The organism is Pseudomonas fluorescens (assembly GCF_902498065.1).
GTDB lineage: Bacteria > Pseudomonadota > Gammaproteobacteria > Pseudomonadales > Pseudomonadaceae > Aquipseudomonas > Aquipseudomonas fluorescens_BJ.
Genome location: NZ_CABVIR010000001.1, coordinates 1,470,924 through 1,496,524 on the forward strand (window position 1 = coordinate 1,470,924; position 25,601 = coordinate 1,496,524).

General features: G+C 55.7%; 16 protein-coding genes. 9 read left to right on the plus strand and 7 right to left on the minus strand.

The window, feature by feature from the left end:
* Window positions 1-130: 130 nt before the first annotated feature.
* Entirely contained in the window at window positions 131-772 is a 642-nt protein-coding gene (locus F8N43_RS06980; RefSeq protein WP_150629800.1) for a DUF1345 domain-containing protein, read from the plus strand.
* 38 nt (window positions 773-810) lie between these two features.
* Here the strand turns inward: F8N43_RS06980 and F8N43_RS06985 are convergent, their stop codons facing one another.
* Entirely contained in the window at window positions 811-2,748 is a 1,938-nt protein-coding gene (locus F8N43_RS06985) for a fibronectin type III domain-containing protein (RefSeq protein ID WP_150653463.1), read from the minus strand.
* Between the two features lie 213 nt (window positions 2,749-2,961).
* On the opposite strand from F8N43_RS06985, the gene F8N43_RS06990 reads away from it, so the two are divergent.
* The 7 genes from F8N43_RS06990 to F8N43_RS07020 all read left to right on the plus strand — a co-directional run bounded on the left by F8N43_RS06990 (window position 2,962) and on the right by F8N43_RS07020 (window position 9,943).
* The gene (locus tag F8N43_RS06990; protein WP_150653464.1) at window positions 2,962-3,801 is read left to right on the plus strand and encodes an AraC family transcriptional regulator; all 840 of its coding nucleotides are present in this window, start codon (window positions 2,962-2,964) and stop codon (window positions 3,799-3,801) included.
* 52 nt (window positions 3,802-3,853) lie between these two features.
* A complete protein-coding gene (locus F8N43_RS06995; protein WP_150653465.1) occupies window positions 3,854-4,462 on the plus strand; it encodes a LysE family translocator in 609 nt (202 codons plus the stop codon).
* 138 nt (window positions 4,463-4,600) lie between these two features.
* A complete protein-coding gene (locus F8N43_RS07000; protein ID WP_150629808.1) occupies window positions 4,601-5,626 on the plus strand; it encodes a LacI family DNA-binding transcriptional regulator in 1,026 nt (341 codons plus the stop codon).
* Window positions 5,627-5,789: 163 nt separating this feature from the next.
* A complete protein-coding gene (locus F8N43_RS07005) occupies window positions 5,790-6,572 on the plus strand; it encodes a sugar phosphate isomerase/epimerase family protein (protein WP_150653466.1) in 783 nt (260 codons plus the stop codon).
* Entirely contained in the window at window positions 6,565-7,569 is a 1,005-nt protein-coding gene (locus F8N43_RS07010) for a sugar kinase (protein ID WP_150629812.1), read from the plus strand. Before F8N43_RS07005 ends, F8N43_RS07010 begins: the two co-directional genes overlap by 8 nt.
* Before the next feature lie 86 nt (window positions 7,570-7,655).
* Complete coding sequence (locus F8N43_RS07015) at window positions 7,656-8,951, plus strand: MFS transporter (RefSeq protein WP_150629814.1); 1,296 nt, start codon at window positions 7,656-7,658, stop codon at window positions 8,949-8,951.
* A gap of 14 nt (window positions 8,952-8,965) precedes the next feature.
* Window positions 8,966-9,943 carry an NAD(P)-dependent oxidoreductase gene (locus F8N43_RS07020; protein WP_150653467.1) on the plus strand — a complete coding sequence of 326 codons (978 nt, stop codon included), beginning with the start codon at window positions 8,966-8,968 and terminating at the stop codon, window positions 9,941-9,943.
* A 140-nt stretch (window positions 9,944-10,083) separates the two neighbouring features.
* Here F8N43_RS07020 and F8N43_RS07025 read toward each other — a convergent pair whose 3' ends face one another.
* A complete protein-coding gene (locus F8N43_RS07025) occupies window positions 10,084-11,271 on the minus strand; it encodes a pyridoxal phosphate-dependent aminotransferase (protein WP_150653468.1) in 1,188 nt (395 codons plus the stop codon).
* A gap of 452 nt (window positions 11,272-11,723) precedes the next feature.
* Between F8N43_RS07025 and F8N43_RS07030 the strand changes: the two genes are divergently transcribed.
* Window positions 11,724-12,023, plus strand: a complete 300-nt coding sequence (locus F8N43_RS07030) for a helix-turn-helix transcriptional regulator (protein WP_224787792.1) — start codon at window positions 11,724-11,726, stop codon at window positions 12,021-12,023.
* 241 nt (window positions 12,024-12,264) lie between these two features.
* On the opposite strand, the gene F8N43_RS07035 is transcribed toward F8N43_RS07030, so the two are convergent.
* The 5 genes from F8N43_RS07035 to F8N43_RS07055 form a co-directional block, all read right to left on the minus strand.
* Window positions 12,265-13,059 (minus strand): RHS repeat-associated core domain-containing protein, encoded by a 795-nt coding sequence (locus tag F8N43_RS07035; protein WP_150639071.1) that lies wholly within the window; start codon window positions 13,057-13,059, stop codon window positions 12,265-12,267.
* Window positions 13,059-16,913 carry an RHS repeat domain-containing protein gene (locus F8N43_RS07040; protein ID WP_150639026.1) on the minus strand — a complete coding sequence of 1,285 codons (3,855 nt, stop codon included), beginning with the start codon at window positions 16,911-16,913 and terminating at the stop codon, window positions 13,059-13,061. Before F8N43_RS07040 ends, F8N43_RS07035 begins: the two co-directional genes overlap by 1 nt.
* Window positions 16,914-17,067: 154 nt before the next feature.
* A complete protein-coding gene (locus F8N43_RS07045) occupies window positions 17,068-20,001 on the minus strand; it encodes a hypothetical protein (protein WP_150639027.1) in 2,934 nt (977 codons plus the stop codon).
* Window positions 20,002-20,034: 33 nt separating this feature from the next.
* Window positions 20,035-22,443, minus strand: coding sequence for a hypothetical protein (locus F8N43_RS07050; protein ID WP_150639028.1), 2,409 nt, complete (start codon window positions 22,441-22,443; stop codon window positions 20,035-20,037).
* A gap of 45 nt (window positions 22,444-22,488) precedes the next feature.
* Entirely contained in the window at window positions 22,489-23,970 is a 1,482-nt protein-coding gene (locus F8N43_RS07055; protein ID WP_150639029.1) for a hypothetical protein, read from the minus strand.
* Window positions 23,971-25,601 lie beyond the last annotated feature (1,631 nt).

Below are 25,601 nucleotides of genomic sequence, written 5' to 3' on the forward strand. Positions count from 1 at the left end.
CCCACACCACCCATCCCCTGTGGGAGCGAGCCTGCTCGCTCCCCACAAAGCTCTTCGTTGGTTTCAGGATTGGTCACAACGCAGCGCGCTGGGCTAAGGTGTTTGCAACGTCTTGATGCATCGAGCCTCCATGCCCTTCCTCGCCCGCACCCACCCTCGCCTGTCCGCCGCCGCCACTCTTGGCGTGGCGGTGGGCATTCTGGCTCCGGCCGATTCAATCATCAGTAAAATCCTGTTCGGCTGGAACGCCGGGGTCTGGTCATATCTGGTGCTGATGCTTTGGCTCGCCGCGCGCGCCAAAGCGCCGGATGTGAAACGCATTGCCGAAGTCGAAGACGAGAATGCCGGGCTGGTGCTGCTGGTGGTATGCATCGCCGCGATTGCCAGCCTGGCGACCATCACCTTCGAACTGGCCGGCAGCAAGGCCCTGGAAACCACGCCCAAGCTGCTGCACTACGGCTTCACCGCGTTGACCGTGATCGGCTCATGGTTGTTGATCGGCGTGATTTTCAGCGTGCACTACGCACGCCTGTTCTACACCTGGGAAGGCAAAGCCCCGGCACTGCGCTTCGCCGAAGGCCTGACCACCCCCAACTACTGGGACTTCCTGTATTTCTCGTTCACCATCAGCGCGGCGGTGCAGACCTCTGACGTCGGCGTGGCGACCCGCGATTTGCGCAAGATCGTGCTGGCGCAGTCGTTGATCGGTTTTCTGTTCAATACGGCAATTCTCGGGTTTTCAATCAATATTGCTGCGGGGTTGTTTGGATGAAAGTGCGCTGACCTTTCGACACCCGTAAGCGCAACCCTTTACTTCGTGGTTATCTCTGCAATCAGCGGCAATGAACTTCCGATTTCATTAAGAGCTGTAATACTGACATCGTATCGGGTGCGCGGAAGCAGGAGAGGCTGCAGAAATGTCCGAGCTGTATTGTATGGAAGAGCGGTTCCCATGGGTCCGGTCAAGACGATGTCATATCGAACAACATTATCCATATTAGCGGGGGCATCCCATTTAAGGGTTGGTATAGGCAGCGTCCCTGTGGCCTGGGTAAACCGAAAGTTGGACGGCGCGCTTACTAACTCGCCTCCAACGCTAACGTTTATAGAAGCTGGCTCGGAGACATTTCCAGATGCATCCATGGCGCACACTTCAAAGGCATAGGTGCCGGGCAGTAGGTTAACCGCCACATAAGTAGTAAGCGCTGTGCTATCGAAGTACTCCTGATTGCTATAAATAGCGTATTCAAGTATGCCAACATCATCTCCCGAAACGTCCCAACTCAACGTAACTGAATCAGATGTCGAATCTATTTCCCTTAAACTCCCCGGCATGCTGGGAGGCGTAGTGTCCTTTGGCTCATAATGAATCACTGTCGGCTCAGACATCTGTGTAACTGAATCAAAAGCAAACATTTCAATAATGTATTCAAACCCCGGAATAAGATCCCGCAGCACCGCAGTATTGGTAATCATCGACGTTTCATAGTGACTGCCATCAATCATAATCATTACCCCTACCGGCGGTAAGCCGCTCCCCTCCACAAATGACCAATCCAGTCTGGCTGTCGTGGATGTCAGGCTTGTGATGATCGCTACTGGCGAGGGTAAAGGTGTATCCACTGGCCCGGTGGTTCTGAACACTGTTCGATCGCTGGGTATGGAAAGGTTCCCATCTTTGTCTTCTGCGCGAATATAGACACACTTGTAGTTGCCGTTACTCGAGGTTTTATAAAGGTAATGAGTGTTCGCTGTGGTAGTGACACGTATGCCATTGACTACTACTCTATAACCGGTAACTCCCGTATTGTCGCTTGCAGGCGCCCACGTCAATTGCGCCGAATCATGAGTAATATTGCTAACGACAGGCTTTCCAGGTCTGGTGGGCGGAACAACGTCATCCAAGGTCGTGGTAAACGTTGCTGTTTCGGAGACTTGCCCACCGAGTCTGGCAAAAACCGTGAAGTGAAAGTGATGCGGGGCTGGCCCTGGAGAAAGTTCAGCAAGACTGAAGCTATAGCCGAGAGGCCCGGCGGTGAAGGGCCTTCCGTTAACCGTCCCCTCATGAGTGGGCGCGACCAAAAAAAGCGGACTCCAGGTAAGTCTGCAGGTCCCAGAATTATGCCGCAGCCTCAGATTTTTCGGCGGAGCCAGTAAGCTCCTGAAGGTGACCCACGCGGGATCGGACACACCCACCTCGTTGACGGCACAGACCTGCACTAAAAAGCCGAAACTTGATTTCAAATGGTTCAGATTGAAACGAGTCTCCCTCGTCTGACCAACCAGGAATCCATTTAGATAAATTCTATAGCGTTTTATCTCGCCACTGTCAGTCGACGGTGTCCAGGTCAACGTCGCGGATGAATAAGTAATATCGCTCAGCTGAGGGGGGCCAGGTGCGTTGGGTTTAGTCTTGAAGAAACGATAGGCGCTGGGTATCGAAACATTGTTCCCGCCAGCTTTTGCGGTGACGTAAATCAGGTATTCGATATTTGTTTTCAATCCCGTTATTTCACAAGGTGGCCGAACCACATGTTGTGTAGCAATGCCTTCTCCGTAAACATCATAGCCAATGGCATCCGGACACAAATGGCACGTTGCGTAGGGTTCGTCCCAAGTCAATTGGGCAGCGTTGGGTGGTTGGCGCAGTCCTCGTACACCACCGGGAGCGCAAATTCGCACCTCAGAGCCAGAGACCGATTTAGTCAGCGTTTCGGTTGGGCTGCCGGATGCGTCGTCACTGCTCATGGAGTGCCTGCTCGCGCAAGGTAAGTTCAACACAGTGAAACTGATGCCTGTCGCTCGCGCCACTATCAACCCTGATAGTGGTGCGACAGGTTGGGTTGTGCTAAAGCGGGCGTGTTCGAGGTGTCAACGTTGGGCGCTTCGTGCACAAACGTTCTAGGCATCACCCGCGCCACGGGCGTTAAATAACCCGGCAATCCGTCTCACAGGTGCAGCATGACGACTCACAACTGGATCGACCTGGCCCGGGACGCCGACACCGGCATCGAGACGCTGCGCGCGCATTTTGAAGGCCACGCCTACGATCCGCACTGGCATGACAGCTATCTGGTGGGGGTCACCGAACAAGGGGTTCAGCAATTCAACTGCCGGCGGGCCAGGCACCAAAGCACGCCGGGCAAGGTGTTTTTGCTCGAGCCCGGTGACATTCACGACGGCGAGGCGCCGACGGTCGACGGGTTCACCTACCGCATGCTGTACCTCGATCCGCAGTGGTTGCAGCGCGAACTCAGTGCCGTTTTCGACAACGCGCCCGACAACAGTCAATTGAGCTTCGCCAACACCCTGGCCACCGACGTGCGCCTGGCCCACGCCACCCGCATGGCGTTTCAGGCGCTGCATGAGGGCGAGCTGAAAATCGTCCGCCAGACCGCCCTCGATGGCTTGCTCGAACGCCTCACCGCCCACCTGCACTGGCGCGCCCGTTGTGGCGAAGACCCGCGATTGCCGTTGGTGGCGCAAAAGGCTCGGGAGTATTTGCACGCCCATGCCAACGAGGACATCGGCCTCGATCAATTGGCCGCCGCAACGGGCGTCGACCGCTTCCGTCTGACCCGCGCGTTCAAGGCCGCTTACGGCATCGCCCCTCACGCCTATCTGGTGCAATTGCGCCTGGCCACGGCCCGCAGAATGCTGGCCCGAGGCGAGCAACCGGCAACGGTGGCCATGACGCTGGGATTTGCCGATCAGAGTCATCTGGGCCGCTGGTTCGTGCGGGCCTACGGCCTGACACCCGCGCTGTATCGCAAGCGCTGCTCAAATCTTCCAGACAGTTGAGCGTGGCATTGTAAAGATCGATTTCAATGATCTTTACCGGAGTTTGCCTGCGATGCTGTCCACTTTCCCGACGTTACTGCCCTTCCTGTTGTTTGCGTTCGTGGCGTCGATCACGCCCGGGCCGACCAACATTCTGGTGTTGAGCAACAGTGCCCGATACGGCTTGGGGGCCGCCGTGCCGATCATCTTCGGCGCGTGTGCCAGTGCCGCGACCCTTGTGTTGTTGGTCGGCAGCGGTGCCGGGTCGTGGTTGAGCGCATTACCCGCCGTGCAAACCGCGATGCAGTGGGTCGGCGTAGCCTGGCTGAGTTACCTCGCCTGGCAGATCTTCAGCGCCCCGGCAGCCGCTATCACCAGCCAAAGTACCGATGCCCGTCTCGGTCTGATAGGCGCCGCCGGCCTGCAACTGATCAACCCGAAAACCTGGATGATGGCGCTGGCGGTCGTCAGTGTATTTGCCGGGGGCGGCGAACAGCGCCTGGGCCATGTGATGGTTTTGTCGCTGGCATTCTTTCTGATTTCCATGCCCTGCCTTGCGGTCTGGGCGTTGCTCGGCGCGGGTTCCACGCGCTGGTTGCGTTCTCCTCGGGCGATGCAACGTTTCAATCGCTGCATGGCCCTGTTGCTGCTGGGGTCGGCCTGGTTGAGTCTTTGGGCCTAAATCCCATTCGTCGGCCATTGTCGGACAATCGACGACACGGGACTTGACGGCGTATTTGTTTTTGGTGTCTTCTGAAACCGGTTTCAGTGCGATCTCAAACGCACGGACCTTATAAATCCAATAAGAAGGTTTCAGCCCGTGAACGATTTCTCCGCCGCCCAGCGCAGCCGCGTGACCATGCTTGATGTCGCTGAACATGCCAGAGTTTCCAAGGCCAGCGTGTCGCGGTTCATCGGCGAGGATCGCGCCTTGCTGTCCGATGCGATTGCGTTGCGCATCGAACAATCGATTGCCGAACTGGGCTATCGCCCGAACCAGATGGCTCGCGGCCTGAAGCGTGGACGAACCCGCCTGATCGGCATGCTGGTCGCCGACATTCGTAACCCTTATTCGATAGCCGTGATGCACGGGGTGGAAACCGCCTGCCGTCAACACGGCTACAGCCTGGTGGTGTGCAACACCGACCGCGATGACGAGCAGGAATGCCAGCACCTCGCCTTGCTGCGCTCGTACAACATCGAAGGGCTGATTGTGAACACCCTCGGCCACCACCGCGACGAATTGCAGGCACTCCATCGGGAGATGCCGCTGGTGCTGGTGGACCGCAAGGTCGAGCACCTCGACAGTGACATGGTCGGACTGGACAACCCGGCAGCCGTCGAGATAGCCCTCACCCACCTTGAGGAACGCGGTTACCGCGATGTGCTGCTGGTCACCGAACCGTTTGATGGCACCAGCTCGCGGATCGAGCGGGTCAGCAGTTTCAAGGCGCAGATCGCCCGGCGCGCGGCGTTGCGCGGGACGCTGAGCGAAACCGGCAGTGACCTGACCACCCATCTGAAAACGTTTCTCGATACCCCCGGCCCCGGCCCGAAGGCGTTGTTCTGCGCGAACGGGATTGCGGCGTTGGCCGCGACCCATGCGTTGCGCGAATTGCAGTGCAACTTGTTCGAGGACGTCGGCCTGATCGCCCTCGATGATCTGGATTGGTACCCGCTGGTGGGCAGTGGCATCACCGCCCTCGCCCAACCGACGGCCGAGATGGGTGCGAGCGCGTTCGAATGCTTGCTCAAGCGCTTGCGCGGGGATGACGGGCCGGTGCGGACCCTGGATTTTTCAGCGCAGTTGATTGTTCGTGGATCGACCAGAGGGAATCTCCAGTGAATGTGATGGCCTCATCGCTAGCAGGCTAGCTCCCACATTGGATTTGCGAACACCGCGCCACTGTGGGAGCCAGCCTGCTGGCGATGAGGCCCGACAGATCACCACACATCTTCATGCCCTTTTTTTTGAACAAAAATGAAACCGGTTTCAGAGGCTCAGAACAATGCAAAAACCACCCGTTTCCATCAGCCTCTCCAGCTACGGCGCCGACCTCGTCCGCCAACGCGGCCAAGGCAGTTTCATCGATATCCTCGCCGCTGCGGGCGCCACCCACATTGAATGGCGCGAAGAACTGCTCACCGCCGAAGACCCTGCACAACTGGCCGAAGCGACCCATGCGCAAGGCCTCGAAAGCGTGTACTCCTCGCCGATGGAACTGTGGCTGGCCGGCCAGTCGAAGCCCAATCCGCAACTGATCACTGCCCTGCAACGTGCCCAGGCCTTCGGCGCCAAATGGTTGAAGGTGTCCCTCGGTTATTTCAACGACACCTGTGATCTGCAGACCCTCGCCCAAGTGCTCGGTAAAACAGCTGTGCAGTTGCTGGTGGAAAACGATCAGACCCTGCACGGTGGTCGCATCGAACCGTTCCAGCGTTTTTTCGCAGCCGTCGAGCAGCACAATCTGCCGATCAAAATGACCTTCGACATCGGCAACTGGCACTGGCAGGACCAGTCCGCCAGCAGCGCCGCGCGCCTGCTCGGACGCCACGTCGGTTACGTGCACTGCAAGGCCGTGTCACGCCGGGTCGACGGCAAACTGGTCGCCATTGCACCCGCCGCCAGCGACCTGCATCTGTGGGAACAACTGCTGCGGCACATGACCCAAGGGGTGATGCGGGCCGCGGAATATCCGTTGCAAGGCGACGATCTGGTACAGCTCACCACCGAGCACGTCGCCGCCCTCGCCCACTTGGGACAAACACGCCTGGAGTGCGCTCATGTCTGAGATCGATATTCTGTCGTTCGGCGAAACCATGGCGATGTTCGTCGCCGATCAGAACGGCGAGCTGGCCACCATCGACCACTTCCACAAGCGCATTGCCGGGGCCGACAGCAACGTCGCCATCGGTTTGTCGCGGCTGGGATTCAATGTGGCCTGGCTGAGCCGGGTCGGCGACGATTCCTTGGGCCGGTTCGTGATCGACACCCTGAAAAAGGAAGGCATCGATTGCAGCAACGTCGCCATCGATACGGCCCATCCGACCGGGTTCCAGCTCAAGTCGCGCACTGACGATGGCGACGATCCCAGGGTCGAGTATTTCCGCCGCGGCTCGGCGGCGAGCCATTTGTCGCCGCAGTCGATCATTGCCGAACTGCTCAAGGCGCGGCATTTGCACGCCACTGGCATTCCTCCCGCGCTGTCGGAAACGGCGCGACAAATGTCCTTCGAACTGATGACACGCATGCGCGAGGCCGGACGCAGTGTGTCCTTCGACCCGAATCTGCGCCCGAGCCTGTGGGCCAGCACGCAACAGATGATTACGGAGATCAACCGCCTCGCCGCCCTCGCCCACTGGGTGCTGCCGGGTTTGAGCGAAGGTCGTTTGCTCACCGGCTTCGAAGACCCCGCCGATATCGCGGCGTTCTACCTCGACCAGGGCGCCGAAGCCGTGGCGATCAAGCTCGGCCCGCACGGTGCGTATTACCGCACGCATCTGGATGAAGGCTTCGTGGCAGGCGTACCCGTGGAAACGGTGGTCGACACCGTCGGTGCCGGCGACGGTTTTGCCGTCGGCGTGATTAGTGCGCTGCTGGAAAACCACAGCGTTGCCGACGCCGTGAAACGCGCCAACTGGATTGGTAGCCGTGCGGTGCAAAGTCGCGGGGATATGGAGGGGTTGCCCACTCGATCCGAAATGTCCGCCGAATTCGAAGTGGCTATCGCTAGCAGGCTAGCTCCCACAGGGGATTTGTGTCGCCTATCGATCCAATGTGGGAGCTAGCCTGCTAGCGATGAGGCCAGCACAGTCACTGAAGATTTAAACCCGTTACCTGCTGCGACAAAAACAACAAGCTCAGGAGCACCATCATGAAAACTGCAACGCTCGCCACCCGCCGCTGGTGGTACATCATGCCCATCGTGTTCATCACCTACAGTCTGGCGTACCTGGATCGCGCCAACTACGGCTTCGCCGCGGCCTCCGGAATGGCCGCCGACCTGATGATCACGCCGGGTCTGTCATCGATGCTCGGTGCACTGTTCTTCCTCGGTTACTTTTTCTTCCAGGTGCCCGGCGCGATCTACGCGCAAAAGCACAGCGTAAAGAAACTGATTTTCGTCAGCCTGATCCTCTGGGGCGGCCTGGCGACGCTGACCGGGATTGTCTCCAACGCCTACTGGCTGATCGTCATTCGCTTCATGCTGGGTGTGGTCGAAGCGGCGGTGATGCCAGCGATGCTGATCTATCTGTGCCACTGGTTCACCCGTGCCGAACGCTCGCGGGCCAACACCTTCCTGATCCTCGGCAACCCGGTGACCATGCTCTGGATGTCGGTGGTGTCCGGGTATCTGGTGCAGCATTACAGCTGGCGCTGGATGTTCATCATCGAAGGCTTGCCGGCGGTGCTCTGGGCGTTTATCTGGTGGCGTCTGGCGGATGATCGTCCGGCCCAGGCCAAGTGGCTCAGCGATCAGGAAAAGCATGATCTGGAAAGCGCCCTCGCCGCGGAACAAGTGGGCATCAAGGCGGTAAAGAACTACGCCGAAGCCTTCCGCTCGCCGAAAGTGATCATCCTGGCCTTGCAGTTTTTCTGCTGGAGCATCGGCGTCTACGGGTTCGTATTGTGGCTGCCATCGATCCTCAAGGCCGGTGCACAAATGGACATGATCGAAGCCGGCTGGCTGTCGGCGCTGCCGTATCTGGCGGCGGTGATCGGCATGCTGCTGGTGTCTTGGGGTTCGGACAAACTGCAAAAACGTAAACGCTTTGTCTGGCCGCCGCTGTTGATCGCCTCGATTGCGTTCTACGGATCGTACGCGCTGGGCGCTGAACATTTCTGGTGGTCGTACACCCTGCTGGTGATTGCCGGCGCTTGCATGTACGCACCTTACGGGCCGTTCTTCGCGATCATTCCGGAAATCCTTCCGGCCAACGTCGCCGGTGGCGCCATGGCGTTGATCAACAGCATGGGCGCGCTCGGTTCGTTTGGCGGTTCCTATCTGGTCGGTTACCTGAACAGCTCCACCGGTTCGCCGGGCGCGTCGTACCTGTTGATGAGCGGCGCGTTGATGCTCTCGGTGGTACTGACGATTTGCCTCAAGCCCGGCGCCAGCGACCGGGAGCGGCCCACGGTTGCTTTGACGCGCGCTGCCACACCTTCCTGATTGAGATGAAGACCATGAAAAAACAGGTTGTTCTGTACAAGAAACTCTCTCCGTTGCTGATGGCTCGCCTGCATGAGCAGACCGAAGTGACGCTGATCGACAACCTCGACGCCGACGGCCTGGCGCAACTGCGCGAGGCCCTGCCCCGCGCTCACGGTTTGCTCGGCGCCAGTCTGAAACTGGACGCGGGTCTACTGGATCTGGCGCCGAATCTGCAGGCTATCGCCAGCGTCTCGGTGGGCGTCGACAACTACGACATTGACTACCTGACCGAGCGACGAATCCTGCTCAGCAACACCCCGGACGTGCTCACCGAAACCACCGCCGACACCGGTTTTGCGCTGATCCTCGCGTCCTCCCGACGCGTGGTGGAGCTGGCGAACATGGTTCGCGCCGGCCTGTGGAACCGCAACATCGGCCCCGCGCAGTTCGGCAGCGATGTGCACGGCAAAACCCTGGGCATCATCGGCATGGGGCGGATCGGCGAAGCGTTGGCCCAGCGCGGACATTTCGGTTTTGGCATGCCGGTGATCTATCACAGCCACTCGCCGAAACCGGCGGTGGAGCAGCGCTTCAATGCGCAGTACCGCAGCCTGCCGGAGCTGTTGCAGCAGGCCGATTTCGTCTGTCTGACGTTGCCGCTGACCGCCGAAACCGAGGGATTGATCGGCGCAGAACAGTTTGCGCTGATGCGTGCGGAAACCATCTTCATCAATATTTCACGGGGCAAAGTGGTGGACGAAGCCGCCCTGATCGAGGCATTGCGCTCAGGGCAGATTCGCGCGGCGGGACTGGACGTGTTCGAGCGTGAGCCGTTGAATCCTGACTCACCGCTGTTGCAGCTGAACAACGTGGTGGCGACACCGCACATTGGCTCGGCGACTCATGAAACCCGCGAAGCGATGGCGACGTGTGCGGTGGACAATCTGCTGGCGGCGCTGGCGGGTGAGCGACCGAAGAATCTGGTGAATGTGCGGGCGTGGAAAAGCTGAGAATTGCGTCGCCCGTCAGTCATCGCTGGCAAGCCAGCTCCCACAAGGATCAGGGTCGAACACAACGTTTGTGAGCGACTCATCACCCTGTGGGAGCGGGGTTTGCCTGCGATGGGGCCGGCATTGACAACTCAAATCCCTCAGGCCCGCCGTACCTCCAACAGATCCGTCGCACACAACGCAATCCGCCGACACGCGTCCGCCAGTTTCTGCTGATCCACCACCAGCCCGATGCGGATATGCCCCGCCGCGCTCGGCCCGAACGCTTCGCCGGCCAGCACCGACACGCCATACCCCTCCAGCAACCGCTCAGCAAAGCGCTGGGCGCATACCCCGGTCTGGCGCACGTCGACCATCACAAACATTCCGCCATCGGGCCGAACCGCGCGCAGCCCCGCGCTGGCATTGAGGCTCGCGCACACCAGGTCGCGACGCTGACGGTATTCGTCGCGCATCATCGCCACTTCCGGCAGATTGCCATCCAGTGCAACCTGCGCCGCTTTTTGCACAAAGTCCGGAATGCCGAACAGCATGCACAACGACAGATGTTCCAGATGGTCAATCAAGGGTTTGGGCCCGATCACCCAACCGACCCGCCAGCCGCTCATGGCGTGGGATTTGGAGACGCTGTTGATCGTCGCGGTGCGCTCGGCCATGCCTGGCAGACTGGCCGGGCTGATGTGCTCGCCCTCGTACAACAGTTCGCTGTAAACCTCGTCACTGATCAACCACAGGTTGTACCGGATACACAGCGACGCCAGTTCCTGCCAGATCATCAGCGGCAAACTGGCGCCGGAAGGATTGTTTGGACTGTTAAGCAGAATAGCGCGGGTTTTCGGCGTGATCAGCGCCGCGACATCCGCCGGATCGACGCGAAAACCGTTCTCCGGACGCACCGCCACCGGCACCACTTTCGCCCCGCAGGCACCGAATACGCCTTCATAGGTCACGTACATCGGTTCGGCGACGATCACTTCATCGCCCGGATCGAGCAGGCATTGCACTACCGAATACACCGCGCACTGGGCGCCGGGCATCACGATTACCTCATCGACATCCACCGTCTGCCCACTACGCCGCCGATAACGGCTGACGATGCTGTCGCGCAACTCACGACTCCCACGTACTGCTGCGTAATGAGTATCGCCGGCCAACAGGCTGTCGATGCACGCCTGAACGATGGGTCGCGGCGTATCGAAGTCAGGGTCGCCCACCGACAGCAGCAACACATCGACACCTTTCTCTCGTAACTCCAATGCTCGGTAATGAATCTGCCAGGCCGCAGCGCCTTCTCCTGCGATGCGTTGGGTCAAGCCTGAATAGCGCATGCATTTCTCCAGTCGCGCGAGTTCCTGACTCAACCCTATCTCAAATCACGCAACGCGCCAGCATGGCTTTTACAGCGACGGACGGACACAACCTCGCAGTTCGAGAAAAAGACGCACTCATGCACTGTTCTGCCCTGCATTTTCTGCCCGTTATGCCGTGCCCTCTAAAACAAAAAAAAACCGTCCAATCAAGAAATTAACGCTCAGTCAGCAGGACAGGAAAACATCGAGTCCCACACCGCAAACAGGCGGCGATTCCCCTGACAGACTCTTCCACCACTGCTGCTTGACGCCCTGTACCTGTAATTTGTGACAGGTTCCAAACCGGATCAATCGCGATATAAGGAAACCGTTCCCTTCGGCCCTGCTCAGGTGCCTGAAGGACGGCCGCGCGAACCACGCCTTTATGAAGTAGGAAGATTCCGCCGCGCCCACGCCGTCAATGATGATGAATGGGAGATTCAACTATGTACCGCGCCAATACCGCTGCAGATCTGTCCTCACCTGCCCAGGTCAGTTTCAAGCCTCAGGAATGCAAACAACCCAAGGCGATTTCGCTCACGGCCAGGGAAAAAGAAGTCTTGCAATGGAGCGCCGCTGGAAAGTCGTCCTGGGAAATCGCTCAGATCGTCAGTTGCACCGAGGCAGGGGTGAATTACCACTTTTGCAATATCCGCCGAAAGTTTGGCGTGAGATCGCGCTGGGTCGCGTTGGTCATGGCACTGGAACAGGGCTTGATTCAAACGCCTTGAACTGGAGCCGCCGCAGGAGTCAGCGCGTTATTGATCCTTGTTGAGACAAGTCATCAATTTGCGTCAGCCCCTCGTTCTTCATGCTGCAACCTTCCCCCGAAAATGCCTGTGGCGATACCTCCGTGTCGCACGGGCATTGATCGCTGTGATAACTCAAAACCATTAGTCGAAAACACCACCGCCATGGACAAGTAGAACTTGAGCATGGCGGCGGGTTAAAGGGGTGAGACGATACGTTGTATCAGCGGTTTTCGCGGACGCTTGCCATATCCTCCTCAGAACGACTTTTGTACTTTCCTATAGCTTTCGCATGACTTTGAAACATTGACCCCTCACCTGACGTAGAAGGTTTGAAAAGGTTGCGAGCGTCCTCATTCAAAAAAGGCTTTTTTAACCTTTCCTTCATTATCTGCCAACCGGTGCTTGGAGCTTCAAGACTGGATCCTTTCCCCTCGGAAGAGGGCGAACTGACAGGCGTTCGGGGCTGTTTCTCGGGCTCAAAACCGCGCCGGACAATGCCCTTGCTCTGATCGTCCCAAAATCCACCCTTTATATTCCCATCATTAACTCGCCCGTGCCGCGCTGGAGTTTTGACTTTACCAGCAGATACCTGAGGTTTTTTCTTTCCGGTTTTGCCGGGCGCCGCCTGCTGCGGAGGTTCGTTTTTTTGTACCGTTTTTGGCGTCCCGGATTTTTGCGAAAGGCCAAGCTTGCGGGCGAACCAAGCGAAAAATCGCAAGTTCCCCGTTGGATCAACATAGTTGATCGGGTCTTGACCGCAGTACCCATACGAATTAAAGCCCCCCTCACCAAACGGGCTCAGATCATCCGGACTCTGGAACCGCATCAAACAAGGGCTATAAGCCCGGGTTCCATTGCCCAGAAGATACCAACCGGTCAGCATTTCACATACCTCGCCGTTGTAGCCCAACGCCCCACCCATCGCCCCTTCACCGTACGGTGAAAAAGCAATGTCATGGCGCCCCGCCTGGCCTAGTTCAGACAACACACTGTTTTTGTCATCACTGGCCAGCATCAAGACTTTGGGCCATCACCTGCCTGGTGCTCGGCGAGCACGACTCCATCACCCTTCATGAATGTTCTGCTGTTGGCCCCATCTACCAGATTCGTCAGTTCACCATTCTGGTAAAAGCGCTGTTGCGTGCCATCGCCGCTATCGCTCCCGGACAACGTGTCCAACGGATCGTAGTGATAGCCGCTCGGTAGCTCGCCCGACAAGGCGCTGACCTCGATCAAACGCCCCAGAGGATCGTAAGTAAGAATCCGTCCCTGTTCATCGCTGATCAGATGGCCATCCGGGTTGTATTCAAGCTCGATAACGGGCGGATACCCAGGGGCCGAATTGGTCACTTTGGTCAATTGCGCGGGGTCAATGCCTTCGTAGGCATAGACCGCAACGTTGGTCCCACCAGGGAAGACCGTGGTCACGCGGGTCAAGTTGTCCAGCACATCGAAGCGGAACACCTGGCTGAGGATGACGTTGCCGTAAGGGTCCACCGGCGCTTGACTGCCCTCACACTGATACAACACCAGGCGCCCGCGGGGATCGTAACTATAGGATTCGTCACGCAACAACGCCGGGCCTTCACGCAACGTTCTCTGGACCAATTGATCGACTTCGTTATAGACCTGCGAAAGTGTTTGCTCGACACCATCCAGGTCGAAGGTGCGTTTGATTTCCCGGCCGAAATCATCGTATTCCAGGCTGATGGTTACATGCTGTCCGCTAGCGCTATCGCTTGTGCTGATGCTGCTCGTTTGCCCGAGGCTGTCATAGGCAAAAACCGATGATGTGGTGCCCAGTTCGGTGTGAATCAGGCGAACTGCGTCATCGTACTTATACGTCTGAACCTGATTGAGCACATCGGTATAGGCCAACAAGCGCCCCTTCAAACTGTAGTCATAGGCCATGTCATACGTTTCACCATCCTGCTGACGCTGCTCATGCTTCAACTCCCCTGTACTGAAGTATTCGCGCGACAACATAAGGCCCTGCTCTGTGCAATTGAGCAGTCGAGCACTTTTAGGATCGAACTCGTAATCAGCCGTGACACTGCCGGGCAAGCGACGCTGACGCGGCTCCTCACTGAGCTGGAACTCATACTCGTAGCGAATTTCCTGCCCGCTGGGAGTCAAGGTCATCATTGGCTGGGTTTGCCCAACTGCAAAGCTGAAGACTTGCTCGCGCCCGCCGGTAATCGATTTTTTCATACGATCAAGGCCATCGAACACCTGCTGGCCCAGCCCGACATTGTCGACGCTGATGTCGATCGGCAAATCGGCGCTGCTGTGAGGAGCATAACGGCGACGGACCGTAGCGCCACCGGGCAAAATATTGGTGGTCATGCGACCAAAGGCGTCATAGCGATATTGCGTCCGGGCTTCGAGCGCATCGATTTCCTCAACGGTTTGACCCAGTCCGTCGTAGCGGTTTGATTGCGCGCTCACAAAGCGACCGTTGGCCTCAAGACGTTCAATTCGAGCCGGTTTTTCAAACAGATTGAGGTAGGTGACGGTGATGCCGCTGGCCCTCGGTTCCAGGCCTGTGCCTTCGCGCCAGGCCCGTTGGATCGGCCCCTTCCAGTCAGCGTTGCCGATCGGATTCGTTTCCTCATACACCCTGACTCCGTCCGGGCCAATCGTGCAACGCTGCATGCCCCAGGAATCGAACTCGAAGCGACTGGTCAGACGTACTTGCTCCTCGCCCTCCCAATCCTCTTCTGTCACCTCGATCAGGTTGCCCAATACGTCGTACTGCGCCGAATACGTAGGGCGATACTCATCGGCCCGCAGGCTGCTGTCGGCATTCTGGCGTTCTTCGTAAACCGCACGATTGAGCCCGTCGACAAGTGTGCGGGTCTTTACCCCTTTGACATCGGTCACAACCTGGCTCGCTTGCTGCCCATCCATGGAAGTCAGCCAGTACTCATAGCTGCGCGTGGCGATGAACTTCGGGTTGTCCGGCGATACTGTTTCGGTCAGCACACGCTGCAGCTCGTCGTAGGTATAGAGAATTTTCACGGCAGCGTCGCCCTTGTCATCCCGGGTCAGCAGTGGCTTGCCATGAAGCAGGGAATCTTCGGAGACAATCACCTTTCGAACGTCGGTCTCCCCTTCCACATGGTCAAACCCCGTGAAGGTTTCGGTGGTCTCCAACACTGTTTCGCCTGCCAGTGCACTGTTCAGCAAACGATAGGCGTATTCCGAAACACTGGTATTGCCATTGAGGGTGACGCGCTGGCTCGATGGGCGACTGTGCAGAAACACATCGTTGGGTAGTTCGTTGTAAGTGCGAAGAGTCTGTTGCAGCTGGGTTTCGGTCGTGCCTTCGACTTGCAGCAAGGTTTCACTGGTGTTGACCAGCCAGTCCTTCAAGTCACTGTTGGCCAGCGGTTTGAGCGCTTCATAACGCAGGCGGGTACGCAGGGTCGGCGCAAGTGCGTCGCCCTCGCCCTCGCCCTCGCCATCGGGCGAAGGGAAAACCGTCGTTTCCTTCAGGCTGCGCACAAAACCGTGCGGGTCGGCCGGGCAACCGTCGGAAGCCTCTTTGGGGTAGTAGGTATAAACGGTCTTGATGCCATTCGGCTCAGTTTGCTCGGTCTGATTACCCTGCTCATCAAATGCGGTCAGAGTGATTTCCGTGCGGTATTTGGTGGAGTCGTTGTCGAGTTCCCAGCTGGTGGTGGCTTCCTTGGGCAGTTGGAACTGCGGGACTTGCTGTTCAAAGAGCCTGTCATCGGCGTAATACTGGGTAGCAACCCGTTGCACACAGTGTCCCTGGGTAGTCTTTTGTTCAATCAGCAAGTGAAAGCGATTGAACCTGTACTCAGCCTTTCGCTCGGTTCTGCCGGTACGGTCCGTCCGGGTTGAAAAGGTACCGTATTCAAAATCCGAACCGAGGTTGTACGTCGGGTCCATCCCGTCTTCCCAAATGACCGTGGCACCGGCCCCGAGGAAGTTTTTCGCGGTGTAGCTGTAATTGACCACCATTTCCGGTTGACCAAACCCCGGGTCGATCCGATGCCGCGTCACACGGGGCAAGTTAGGTCGGCTGACACCACCGGGATAGGGATGCCCGCTATCGGCATACTCAAGGGTTTCACGGCCCCCGACCGGGGTCTTGACCTCATGCAGGCAGAGAATGCCGCGAATCGGCCCGTTGCCATAACCAAAGCGCCACGAAGCTTTTTCGGCGGTGGGCAAGACGATTTCGGTGACCCAACCGCTGTTGTTCAGCTTCATTTCATAACGCGCCAGCGGAGTGCCGCCGGGGCCGCCGTATGGGCGCACGAGGATTTCGATGAGGTGGCTGTCAGGCTCGCGATTGATCAACAGCAATTCACCCTGGGCATCGCTGATCGATTGCAGGCGCTGACCGCCCATGAACGAAGCGTAGGTGAGGTTGATGCAGTGACCGGCCGGGGAATAGATACGGCTGGGCAAGGCCACCCGGTCTTTGTCGCTGCCGCCGGTGGTGAGGATTTCAATGATCCCGGACTTGTGTATCACACGGTAAGTGCCATCCAGGTAATCTTCAAAATGAAAGCTGTCGAGTTTCTTTTCCTTGATGGTCGGGTGAGTGCCGCTGCCGGTGACCTTGTAGGTTTCGCCGGTGCTCAGGGACAGGATACTGTTGTGCGGGGTGTACTGGGTCAGGTTGAGGTTCCAGCCCAGGCCCCAACCGGAGTCGAGGATATTGATCGGATTGAACACAAGGTTAAGGGGGACGGCGGGGCCGCAAAGCTGATTGCTCTCGACTTCGGGCAAGCTGATGGAAACCGTGTATTGTCCGGTGCGATCATCAACTCCGCCTTCGACAAAACTCATGAAACCGAAGGCTTGGGAATGCACAGCATTGGAAGTTGTCATGTTGGTTCTTCCTTATTTATCCAATTCATCAACATCAATTGTGTATTTTTTCAGGTAACACAAACATGCATGCATGATTCCAAGAATTACACTGTGGCCAGTGAAGCCCTTGGAATTGCATCGTTTTGCAAGGTTACTTACACAAGTTCATGAGCTAAGACTGACGTCGGAGAATAAGTCTATTACGACTATCCTCGCGTTCTTTAAGATCAAATGAGACCTGTAGTGAATGTCGATTGCCGTCCATGTCCAACAATGTCAATTTAACACCCCGATCAAGGTATTGCCTGAACAGTTTAGTCTTGTCCCCATTGGCCTCGCCGTCATACCAGTAAGGCATATCGTGGACCCGGTGCAGGCTGAACACAAACTCTCCAGCCGCCGGCGCACTGTCCGGCTCGAAAGATGCACTCAACACCTTGTTTTTCTCTCTCATCAACCCCCATAAATAGGGGTCAAAAGAAAGCACCTCAGGCCGCGGACTGTCATACCCCTCGAAGTTTGCCGGATTAAAGGCACAGCCGGTATAGCTGAAAAATGTTTCTGCAAGTAGTTCACTCTCCCACCGAATCGTCGAAATATTCTCCTGAATCGACGCCGAGACGAATTCAATAATCTTGCTATCGCCGGTAGTATAAGTTAAGCGCCAATAATCGGTAGACCAAAGATAGTAGCTGAAGTAATCCCACTCCGGGGAATCACTACCGGGGGCTTCATCATGGCCATTCGGATCCTGGGCCACACGATCACGTGTAAATTTATAGAGACTCCTGCCCTGCTCCGTGTCCGCGTCCGGCGGCGCGAATGTTTCGCCGTGTACCGTGACTTCAAAATTCTCGCCCTTCTTGTCAATCGATTTAAATATGCTGTTACCCGCACTTTTAAACTGAGCATAGAACGTACGGCTCCCCCCCACCGCCAGCTGAATGTAAAGCTCTCGGGTACGGACTCGGTTGTTTTTTGCATCAGGCGGCGCTAATGGCGAACCTTGGGTCGGGTCCGTGCGGGCATAGAGCCGGAACCGGTTTCTTTTTTTATTGGCCGCGTACTGGATACCGCTACCGTATTCAATCCCGTCCTGCGCCACATGCACAAAAGGCACTGCATTGCCCGTGGATTTGTCTACGATCTCCAAGGTCGCCAATTCGGCATCGCTGATCGGTATGTCATATTCCTGGCCTCCATACGATGTCGAACTGGTTTCAATCGTGATCCGCACCGGGATCTGCTGGAAACCATTGGCGTACGCTGTGGTTCGCCCGCCGATGGTGGAGATTGAAAATTCCTGCAACGCTGACCATTGAGGCATTGGCGCCTGTTGTTCAGTGAGCTGGATAACGCTGAAACCGGCTACCAGATCAACGCCATTCACTGAATAGGTGGATTTCACGACGCTGCACCGTGAGCGTGGCGCTTGAGGCGGAGTAAACAAGCCATTCCCATCGACACTCCCTTCGCCGAAGACTTCCCAGCGCAGCGCATCCGCAGGCGTCGTAGTGCGGAACTGAATCGGGAATGAGGCTGATACAGCGGCGACGTACGGTGGTTCAACCACTAATTGGTGGGGCCCGGCCAACAACACGATGGTGGCGTCGATCCTCTCATTGGTCAGTTTCTCACTGACGTTGATGGTCTGTACCGCCAGACTTTTGCCTGGCAGAGCCAGAGGCGGCGTATAAATCGCGTGATTGTTATCGACGACGGTAAGCACACCTTCTTCCGGTGACAGCGTGGGCCAGAGCAACTCCCCTCCGGTCAGACTGGTCACCGTCAATGGAATCGGACTGGCCCCGCTGCCGATGCCGCTGACAATTACCCGCGGCGAGACGTTCAGGCTCTCAAACGCACCGAGCACCAATGCCGAACGGGACTTCTGGCCATCCTCAGCGTAGTGGGCGGTCACAATAATCGGAAGGCGTTCCTTTCCCATCCGCGGTGTGCCCGAGGATGTGTACAAGCCATCCACAGGGTTGATCGTCCCTACCGCCAAGGGTTCGATGAGATTACTTACGGTCCATGTGGCATTGACGGCGTCGCCATTGCTCTTAAGTGCAGTGAACTGTTGCGCCTTGCCATCCTTGAGATTGATGAACGACGGCAAGATCCGCACGCTTTTGTCGGTGGCCTTGACATTGCCCAACACCAGCAGATCGAACGGCGTATGCCGACCGTTGGTACTTTCGACAAAGACGTTTTCACCGGGAAACAGCAGGTTCTTCAGCACATCCAGTTGCGTCTCTTCCAGCAGTTTCAGGTACTGCTGACTTAACACCACCGATGCCGAGTACAGATCTTTTCCTGCGGCCTGATCGTCCGGGATCAAGTAGGGAAAATCACCGCCTTCAACGGGCATATCCCCATTTCTATCATTGATTTTCAGACGGATGAACACCACCACTGCCCCCTTTCCAAAATTGGGCGACGACGGGGTTTCAGCGCCTGGGGCTTTCTGGGTACGGATGTAGAACCCTCTCGGGCTCAGGGGGTTGAACCCACTGAAATCGAACAGGCCCAGCTCGTAGGTGCGTGTGTCAACCGGCAACGCGGCCAAATGCAATTGAATGAGCGCAGCAATCTTCGCTTGTACAGCCGGCAGGTCTCCCAGGTTGCATTTCATATCAGGGTCACTGGCCAGATCGAGTGTGACGCGGCCCCGCTTGTCCACCTCGCCTTCGACCTGCCCCAGGTTGATCAGCAACTCGACCTTGTAGCCCATCTCTTCAGCGATACTGAAACTTGAAATCAACTTGGGAGCGCTAGTGGCCGAATTACTCATCGCGGTGTAACTGCCGCCGATGATGTTCATGGTCAGCGTAACAACGGATCTGTTCAATGAAGCGGAGCCAAACGACAACACCGGTTTACCCAGAAACAGATCCACCAATTCAACGGACTCCTCCCCACCACCCAACACGATGTTGCCACTGATAGGCGGGATAAAGCGTGAGTCACTCAACCACGCCAGGTACTGCTCTTCCAGCAAACGGTTGAGTTGCGCCTGACCGAAGACTGCAATGGCACCCCAGTCACGGGTTACCGAAGCGCCTTTCATTTGATTCAATAAAGTTTGCAGTGAGTTAGAAGACATAGCCGTGCTCCCGGACATTCATAAAATATCAACTTACTTCCCATCCAGACTCAGCATTCGAATGGCTTCCGGTACACTAAACAGTGGTATCGGGAGAATCTTGAAACCATAAAAAGCCCCCATCCCCGGAACTATCTCAGGAAGTTTCACGGTAATAATTGAGAACTTGTCAGTTCCTGCCGGATCTATTTCAAAAACACCGGATTTTTCATCCACTCGCCCCGAACCCGCCAGGACTTGCCAGGTCAAGTCAAGCACGCCAGGCTCGATAGGACGACCATCCGGGGTCAGTACAACGAGTTGAACGCTGTTCTCCGAAAAACTGGCGGCTTTCAAAATATCCACGGCGAAATATGGTTTCCCGTGAATCACCAGAACTGTCGAATACTCGGTTGTTCTTGTTCTAGGGTTGGTCACTTCAATCGTGTCGATACTAAAACCCGTACCCGGTTTAAACTCGCCAGGGAAATAGGTATGGTCCCCCCCCGGTTTTTCGCTGGGCACGACCCTGGCATCCGAAGCGGGATCGACGGACCAGTCCAGCGGTCCACCGTCCAGGCTACCGGCCGATAGTTCATTCCCCATGGAATCTCCGGCCGTAGCGATTTGAACCAGTGGGTTGATGGTTATGCCCCGTCGCAACACCGAGACCAGCGCGGAACTGCTGTGGGTGCCATCCGTTGCGGTCACTTTGAGGCGTGTGTGATCACCCACGAGCTGGTCAGAGGTCGGTGCCTTGTATAGCCCAGTGGTAGCATCAATGGAGCCGGGGTTTCCGCTGCTACCGGGAATGTTCTCGACCTTCCAGGTCACATCGTTGCGCAAGGGTACGGTTGCAAACTTGAATTCTTCGCTGTGGCCGATCACGTGTTCCAGACGATTGAGGGTAAAGGCGGTCAAGGTTGGGCCCACGTGGCCGAACAGGACCATGTCTGTTGGGATATGTACGTTGTCGAGTTGCACCGTATTGTCACCGCGGAACAGCAGGCTGTTAAGCGTGAAGGTGTTGATTCGGGGCAATACAGTCATGAATCGATCATAGGCTGCGTGAATGGCAGTTCGTAGCCACTCTTCAAGCTTCGGTAGTGCCAGATTAATCGCACTATTTATTGCCGGAATATCTTCAAATGTTCCAGCGGAGACAGCAAACATTTCTGTAATTGGTGGTTGAATGGGGCGTGGTACAAATTTCACATCCCCGTTCTCAATAACCAAGTCAAGGGGGAAGTGGGTATTCCACGTAAACGTAATCGTACCGGGAATCCAAACTTCTTTACCTTGCAACCTGAGACAAACCGCACTCTGATACGAATAGCCTGCTGCCACCAAACTACAAGTTTTTGTTACCCAACCTGGGTCTGTCGACAGCATATAACCAGGAAGTAGGAACGAAAAAACATTAAGGAGGTGCTCATGGGGATTTTTTATAAATTCTATATGCAAAAAATCTATTTTAAGATCAAAACCCGGCGTAACAATTAGATCGCCATCTTCAACCAACGCGCCTTCTCTTGCACGAATCCCGTAAAAACCTCCATCCTGCTCAATAGGCGTATACTTAAATTCGATATTGCTCTGGTTCATGAGCCGCATACCAGCGACGATTATCTTTTCCTTGATGATTTCATGACTTAACAACACCGTCGCCGAATACCCATCCGCCAACAAATACCTCAAATCCTTGTTAGTTGCCGGCAGATCACCATTTGTCCCACCCTCCATGGTGACAAACAACAGCACTGCCCCTTCAGTGTCATTCTCATCCGCCTGAAGTCGAGCACCCGAGCCTTTTTTATTGTGGGTACGAACAATGAACTCCTTCGGCTTTAAAAACTGATCCGGCTCAAATTTCAGTTGATTGAGTACGAAGGTTGTCTGCTTTTCCGGCAATACACTGAAAAGTTGTTTGATACGTTCCCCCGCCACCCTTTGTAAGTGCGGAGTATCAACGTAGGTCAATTTATAATCCACGCCCTGGTCAATCTTTATCTCCACTTGCCCAGCGGAGGACACCACCCCATTATTCACCGCCAAGTCGATCTCAGCCGACAACTTAGGTCCATCCAGAGCATCCTCCAGCGCAATCCTGGCAATACTCCAGGTAAGATCACCAGCAACTTTTGAAAATGTAAGATGTGTACCTCCAACCACTTTAATATCCAACTGTGCCTTTGAGTTTTGCAGACTGGCGTTCTGAAACGACAAACGTGGACTGTCAAACACATAGTCGACGATGTATTCTTTTTGCGTTGGAGTCGAATTATCAAGGATCTCTTCAGTAATTGGCGCCAGATAATCATCCGTACTAAACCGACCGATATACTCCTGCAGCAGGACCGTATTGGTTTTGGCACGATCAAAAGCAAGTACTGAGTCCCATTTTTTGGTCCTCGGCTCAACTCTTAACCATTCAAGCATTTCTTCGACTGATTTATTTTCCATGATGGCACCCGCTATTGATTAAAAATATTTAATACGCTCGGATTATCAACTTGTCAGCGTGAGACGAAAATCGTTAAAGGGCGTAAGCGTCTCCCCATTGTCGAAACTCACCCATGCCCTAATCGTGAACTGCTCATTGAGCTTGAGAGATTTCAAATAATTAAGAGAGAGCTTTGCTTCTATTTTCCGCTTGTAAAATTCGTCGCTTGTCACTGGGATTTTATCGCGCGCCGTTATGGAAACCGGGGCTGAGCCATGACTGATCCCTGTGGCTTGAATCGTCAGTTGTTGGCCAATCGCGATAAATGGCCACGACGCAATAGTCAAGTCGGCACCGGTCTGTGGGACACTGGACAGCCGCAGCGTTACATTGCCCACGGCCTGGGTACATTGCACATTGGGATATTGCGAGCGAGGCAAAGGCTCGATGCGCAGGTGGAATGCAGTTGATCTATCGCCAGGCGGTGTAACGGTGTAACTCACCGGAAAACGTGCGCTTTCCTCTTTTGACATGTTGGCTGCGATCAAGTCAGGCGGAACATGAAAACGCCGGCCCGTGCCCCCCACAGGCACCGAAATGCTGCCACGCCCGCCATTGGGGTTGCCCTCCCAATGCACCTCTACGTGACTTGTGCCGATTTCTGCATCCTGCGGTATGGTCACGTAGGCGCCACTGGTGTTGGCCTGCAAATCCCCTCGGTTCTCCCCGACCGGAGTTACGTTTTCCACCGGCGGCGGCGGCAGATACAACGGTTTGCTGATCTCCAGTTGCCTGGGTTCGCCAGACTCCGCGTGCCCTGCCCGTGCGTATTGATAACTCACCGTCACGCGCGCACCGGCGTTGGCAGTCAGCCATCGCGGTTCGATAGTGAATTCGATATCACCGTTGTCGAGGGTCGAATGATCGACACGTAGTGCCTTGGTCACGCTTTTTGCCGATTCGCTACCTGCCCAGTACACCAGCACCCAGTCGCCTTCCTGAATGCCCGTATCAACAGTTTTGATCTGCAGCACCAAGCCATCGGGATAGCGTCCCGGGCTCACAGGCCCGCCGGTGTAATCTTTGATCGCCAGTTCCGGCAATAGCGCTGAAACCGGTTTGACTATGTCGATTGTCTGCCGCTCGGATTCATCTGGCAGCCCAGTGCCGGCGTACTCAATGCGATAGCTGATGATGGCGTGTTCGCCTGGAATGCTGATGATCTCAATCAGAGGCACAACGAACTTCAGGGGCTGTCCAATGTGTTCGGCTTTCAGCTCAAGAACCTCGCGGTGCGCAGTTTCGGGCGTACCTTGAAAGTACCCTTGCCAGGTGAAAGCCACTTTGTCGCCGACTGCCATATCCTGATAAGGCGGCACAATGGCGATGGCCCCGGCTTGACCGATGGCAGCGGGATCCAGCTTGAGCGTATGGGACTCCTTGACCTGGACGACCGGAAAGTCACTGGATCTATCCAGCTGATCCAGGTCATTAACATCGGTCATAGAAGGGTCGGCAGTAACCGGCGGAGGATTAACATAGTCCATAGCGTGATTCCCGAAAGTTAAAATGCAACGAAGCATTTGAACTCACCCTATCTCGCTACTTGCACAATGACCACTATCAGAACTGCTAGGTTGCAAAACGCTGAAATTCTTCTAGATTAGCGCGCCCGCCTAACTGCCTGTCCCGACGAAACCGGCATCTGCCTGCTATAACCCATTGAATAAAAAGCCTATGCACTTGACCGTATCTCTGAGCGAAATTTCATGTTTTGCGCAATACCGCTGGGCAATACTATCAGAACTGCTAGGTTCACAAAGTCCGAGCACCTGATAACGTAGGACTACCTGGTTTGACACTCAGCCCCATTACCACTCAGAGGTTTATCTTCATGAATCACATAAAATCGGCAGTTTGCGGGCTATTACTTGCGATTCCGATCGCATACTCAAATGCGGCCGTAGCGGGCGCCATTCTCCTCGCGGCAGAAGATGGCTCAACATGTACCGTCCCTCTTCCAGTACTGCCGAATACTTATGTTCGGTACAACCTCAGAAGAGACGGCAGCCCCTGCAGATCCTTCAATGACAAAGCCCGTACTATTACTTTCCTTGAAGTACCCTCCGCCACAGAGGTCTCGTTCAGCGATCATGAAGGTTACCCCAATAACAATGACGATAGGTACAGCGGGATTTGCGGAGCTGAAGGTAATTTTTTAATATATCTTACAACAACAAAAAGACAAACCACCACACGCAACATTGAACTTGACCACCTTGCCACCTATGCAGTTGGTCAGATAATAGCACCGGGACTGCAAATGAAATATCGCAAAATCACTTCTCACTTAAGAAATAGCCTGTCGTGCATAAGCATTAGAATCTCAGAGGCACCACCACTTCCAGCACCATAATCTCGAAAAAACAATTTTTGTAAATAGTCGTCGCCCCCCAAACCTTTGGTTTCATTAGTGCCATGGAAGGGGTGTCAACCATCGCACGGGACAATATACCCAAATCATCGATATCCCCGAAATCAACAGCAACTAACTTTACGTTCAGTCCGATCAATACCATTGACTCCGGTTGAGACCTGGGAGGGAACCTCAACCTGACCCAGTACACCTGGCGCATTTGAGTTTGATGGACGGCGGTTTTCTACTGGCGGCGCCGGAGGGATAGCGTCCCGGGCTCACCGGGCCGCCGATGTAGTCTTTGATCAAAAGTTCCGGCAACAGCGCTGAAACCGGTTTGACTATGTCGATCGTCTGCCTCTCGGATTCATCTGGCTGCCCAGTGCCGGGGGACTCGTTGCGATAGCTGATGATGGCGTTTCCGCCTGTAATGCCGATGACCTCAATCTGAGGCACAACGATCTTCAATGACCACTATCAGAACTGCTAGGTTGCAAAACGCTGAAATTCTTCTACCTTAGCGCGCCCGCCTAACTGCCTGTTCCGACGAAACCGGCATCTGCCTGCTATAACCCATTGAATAACAAGCCTATGCACTTGACCGTATCTCTGAGCGCAATTTCGTGTTTTGCGCAATACCGCTGGGCAATACTATCAGAACTGCTAGGTTCACAAAGTCCGAGCACCTGATAACGTAAGACTACCTGGTTTGACACTCAGCCCCGTTACCACTCAGAGATTTATCTTCATGAATCACATAAA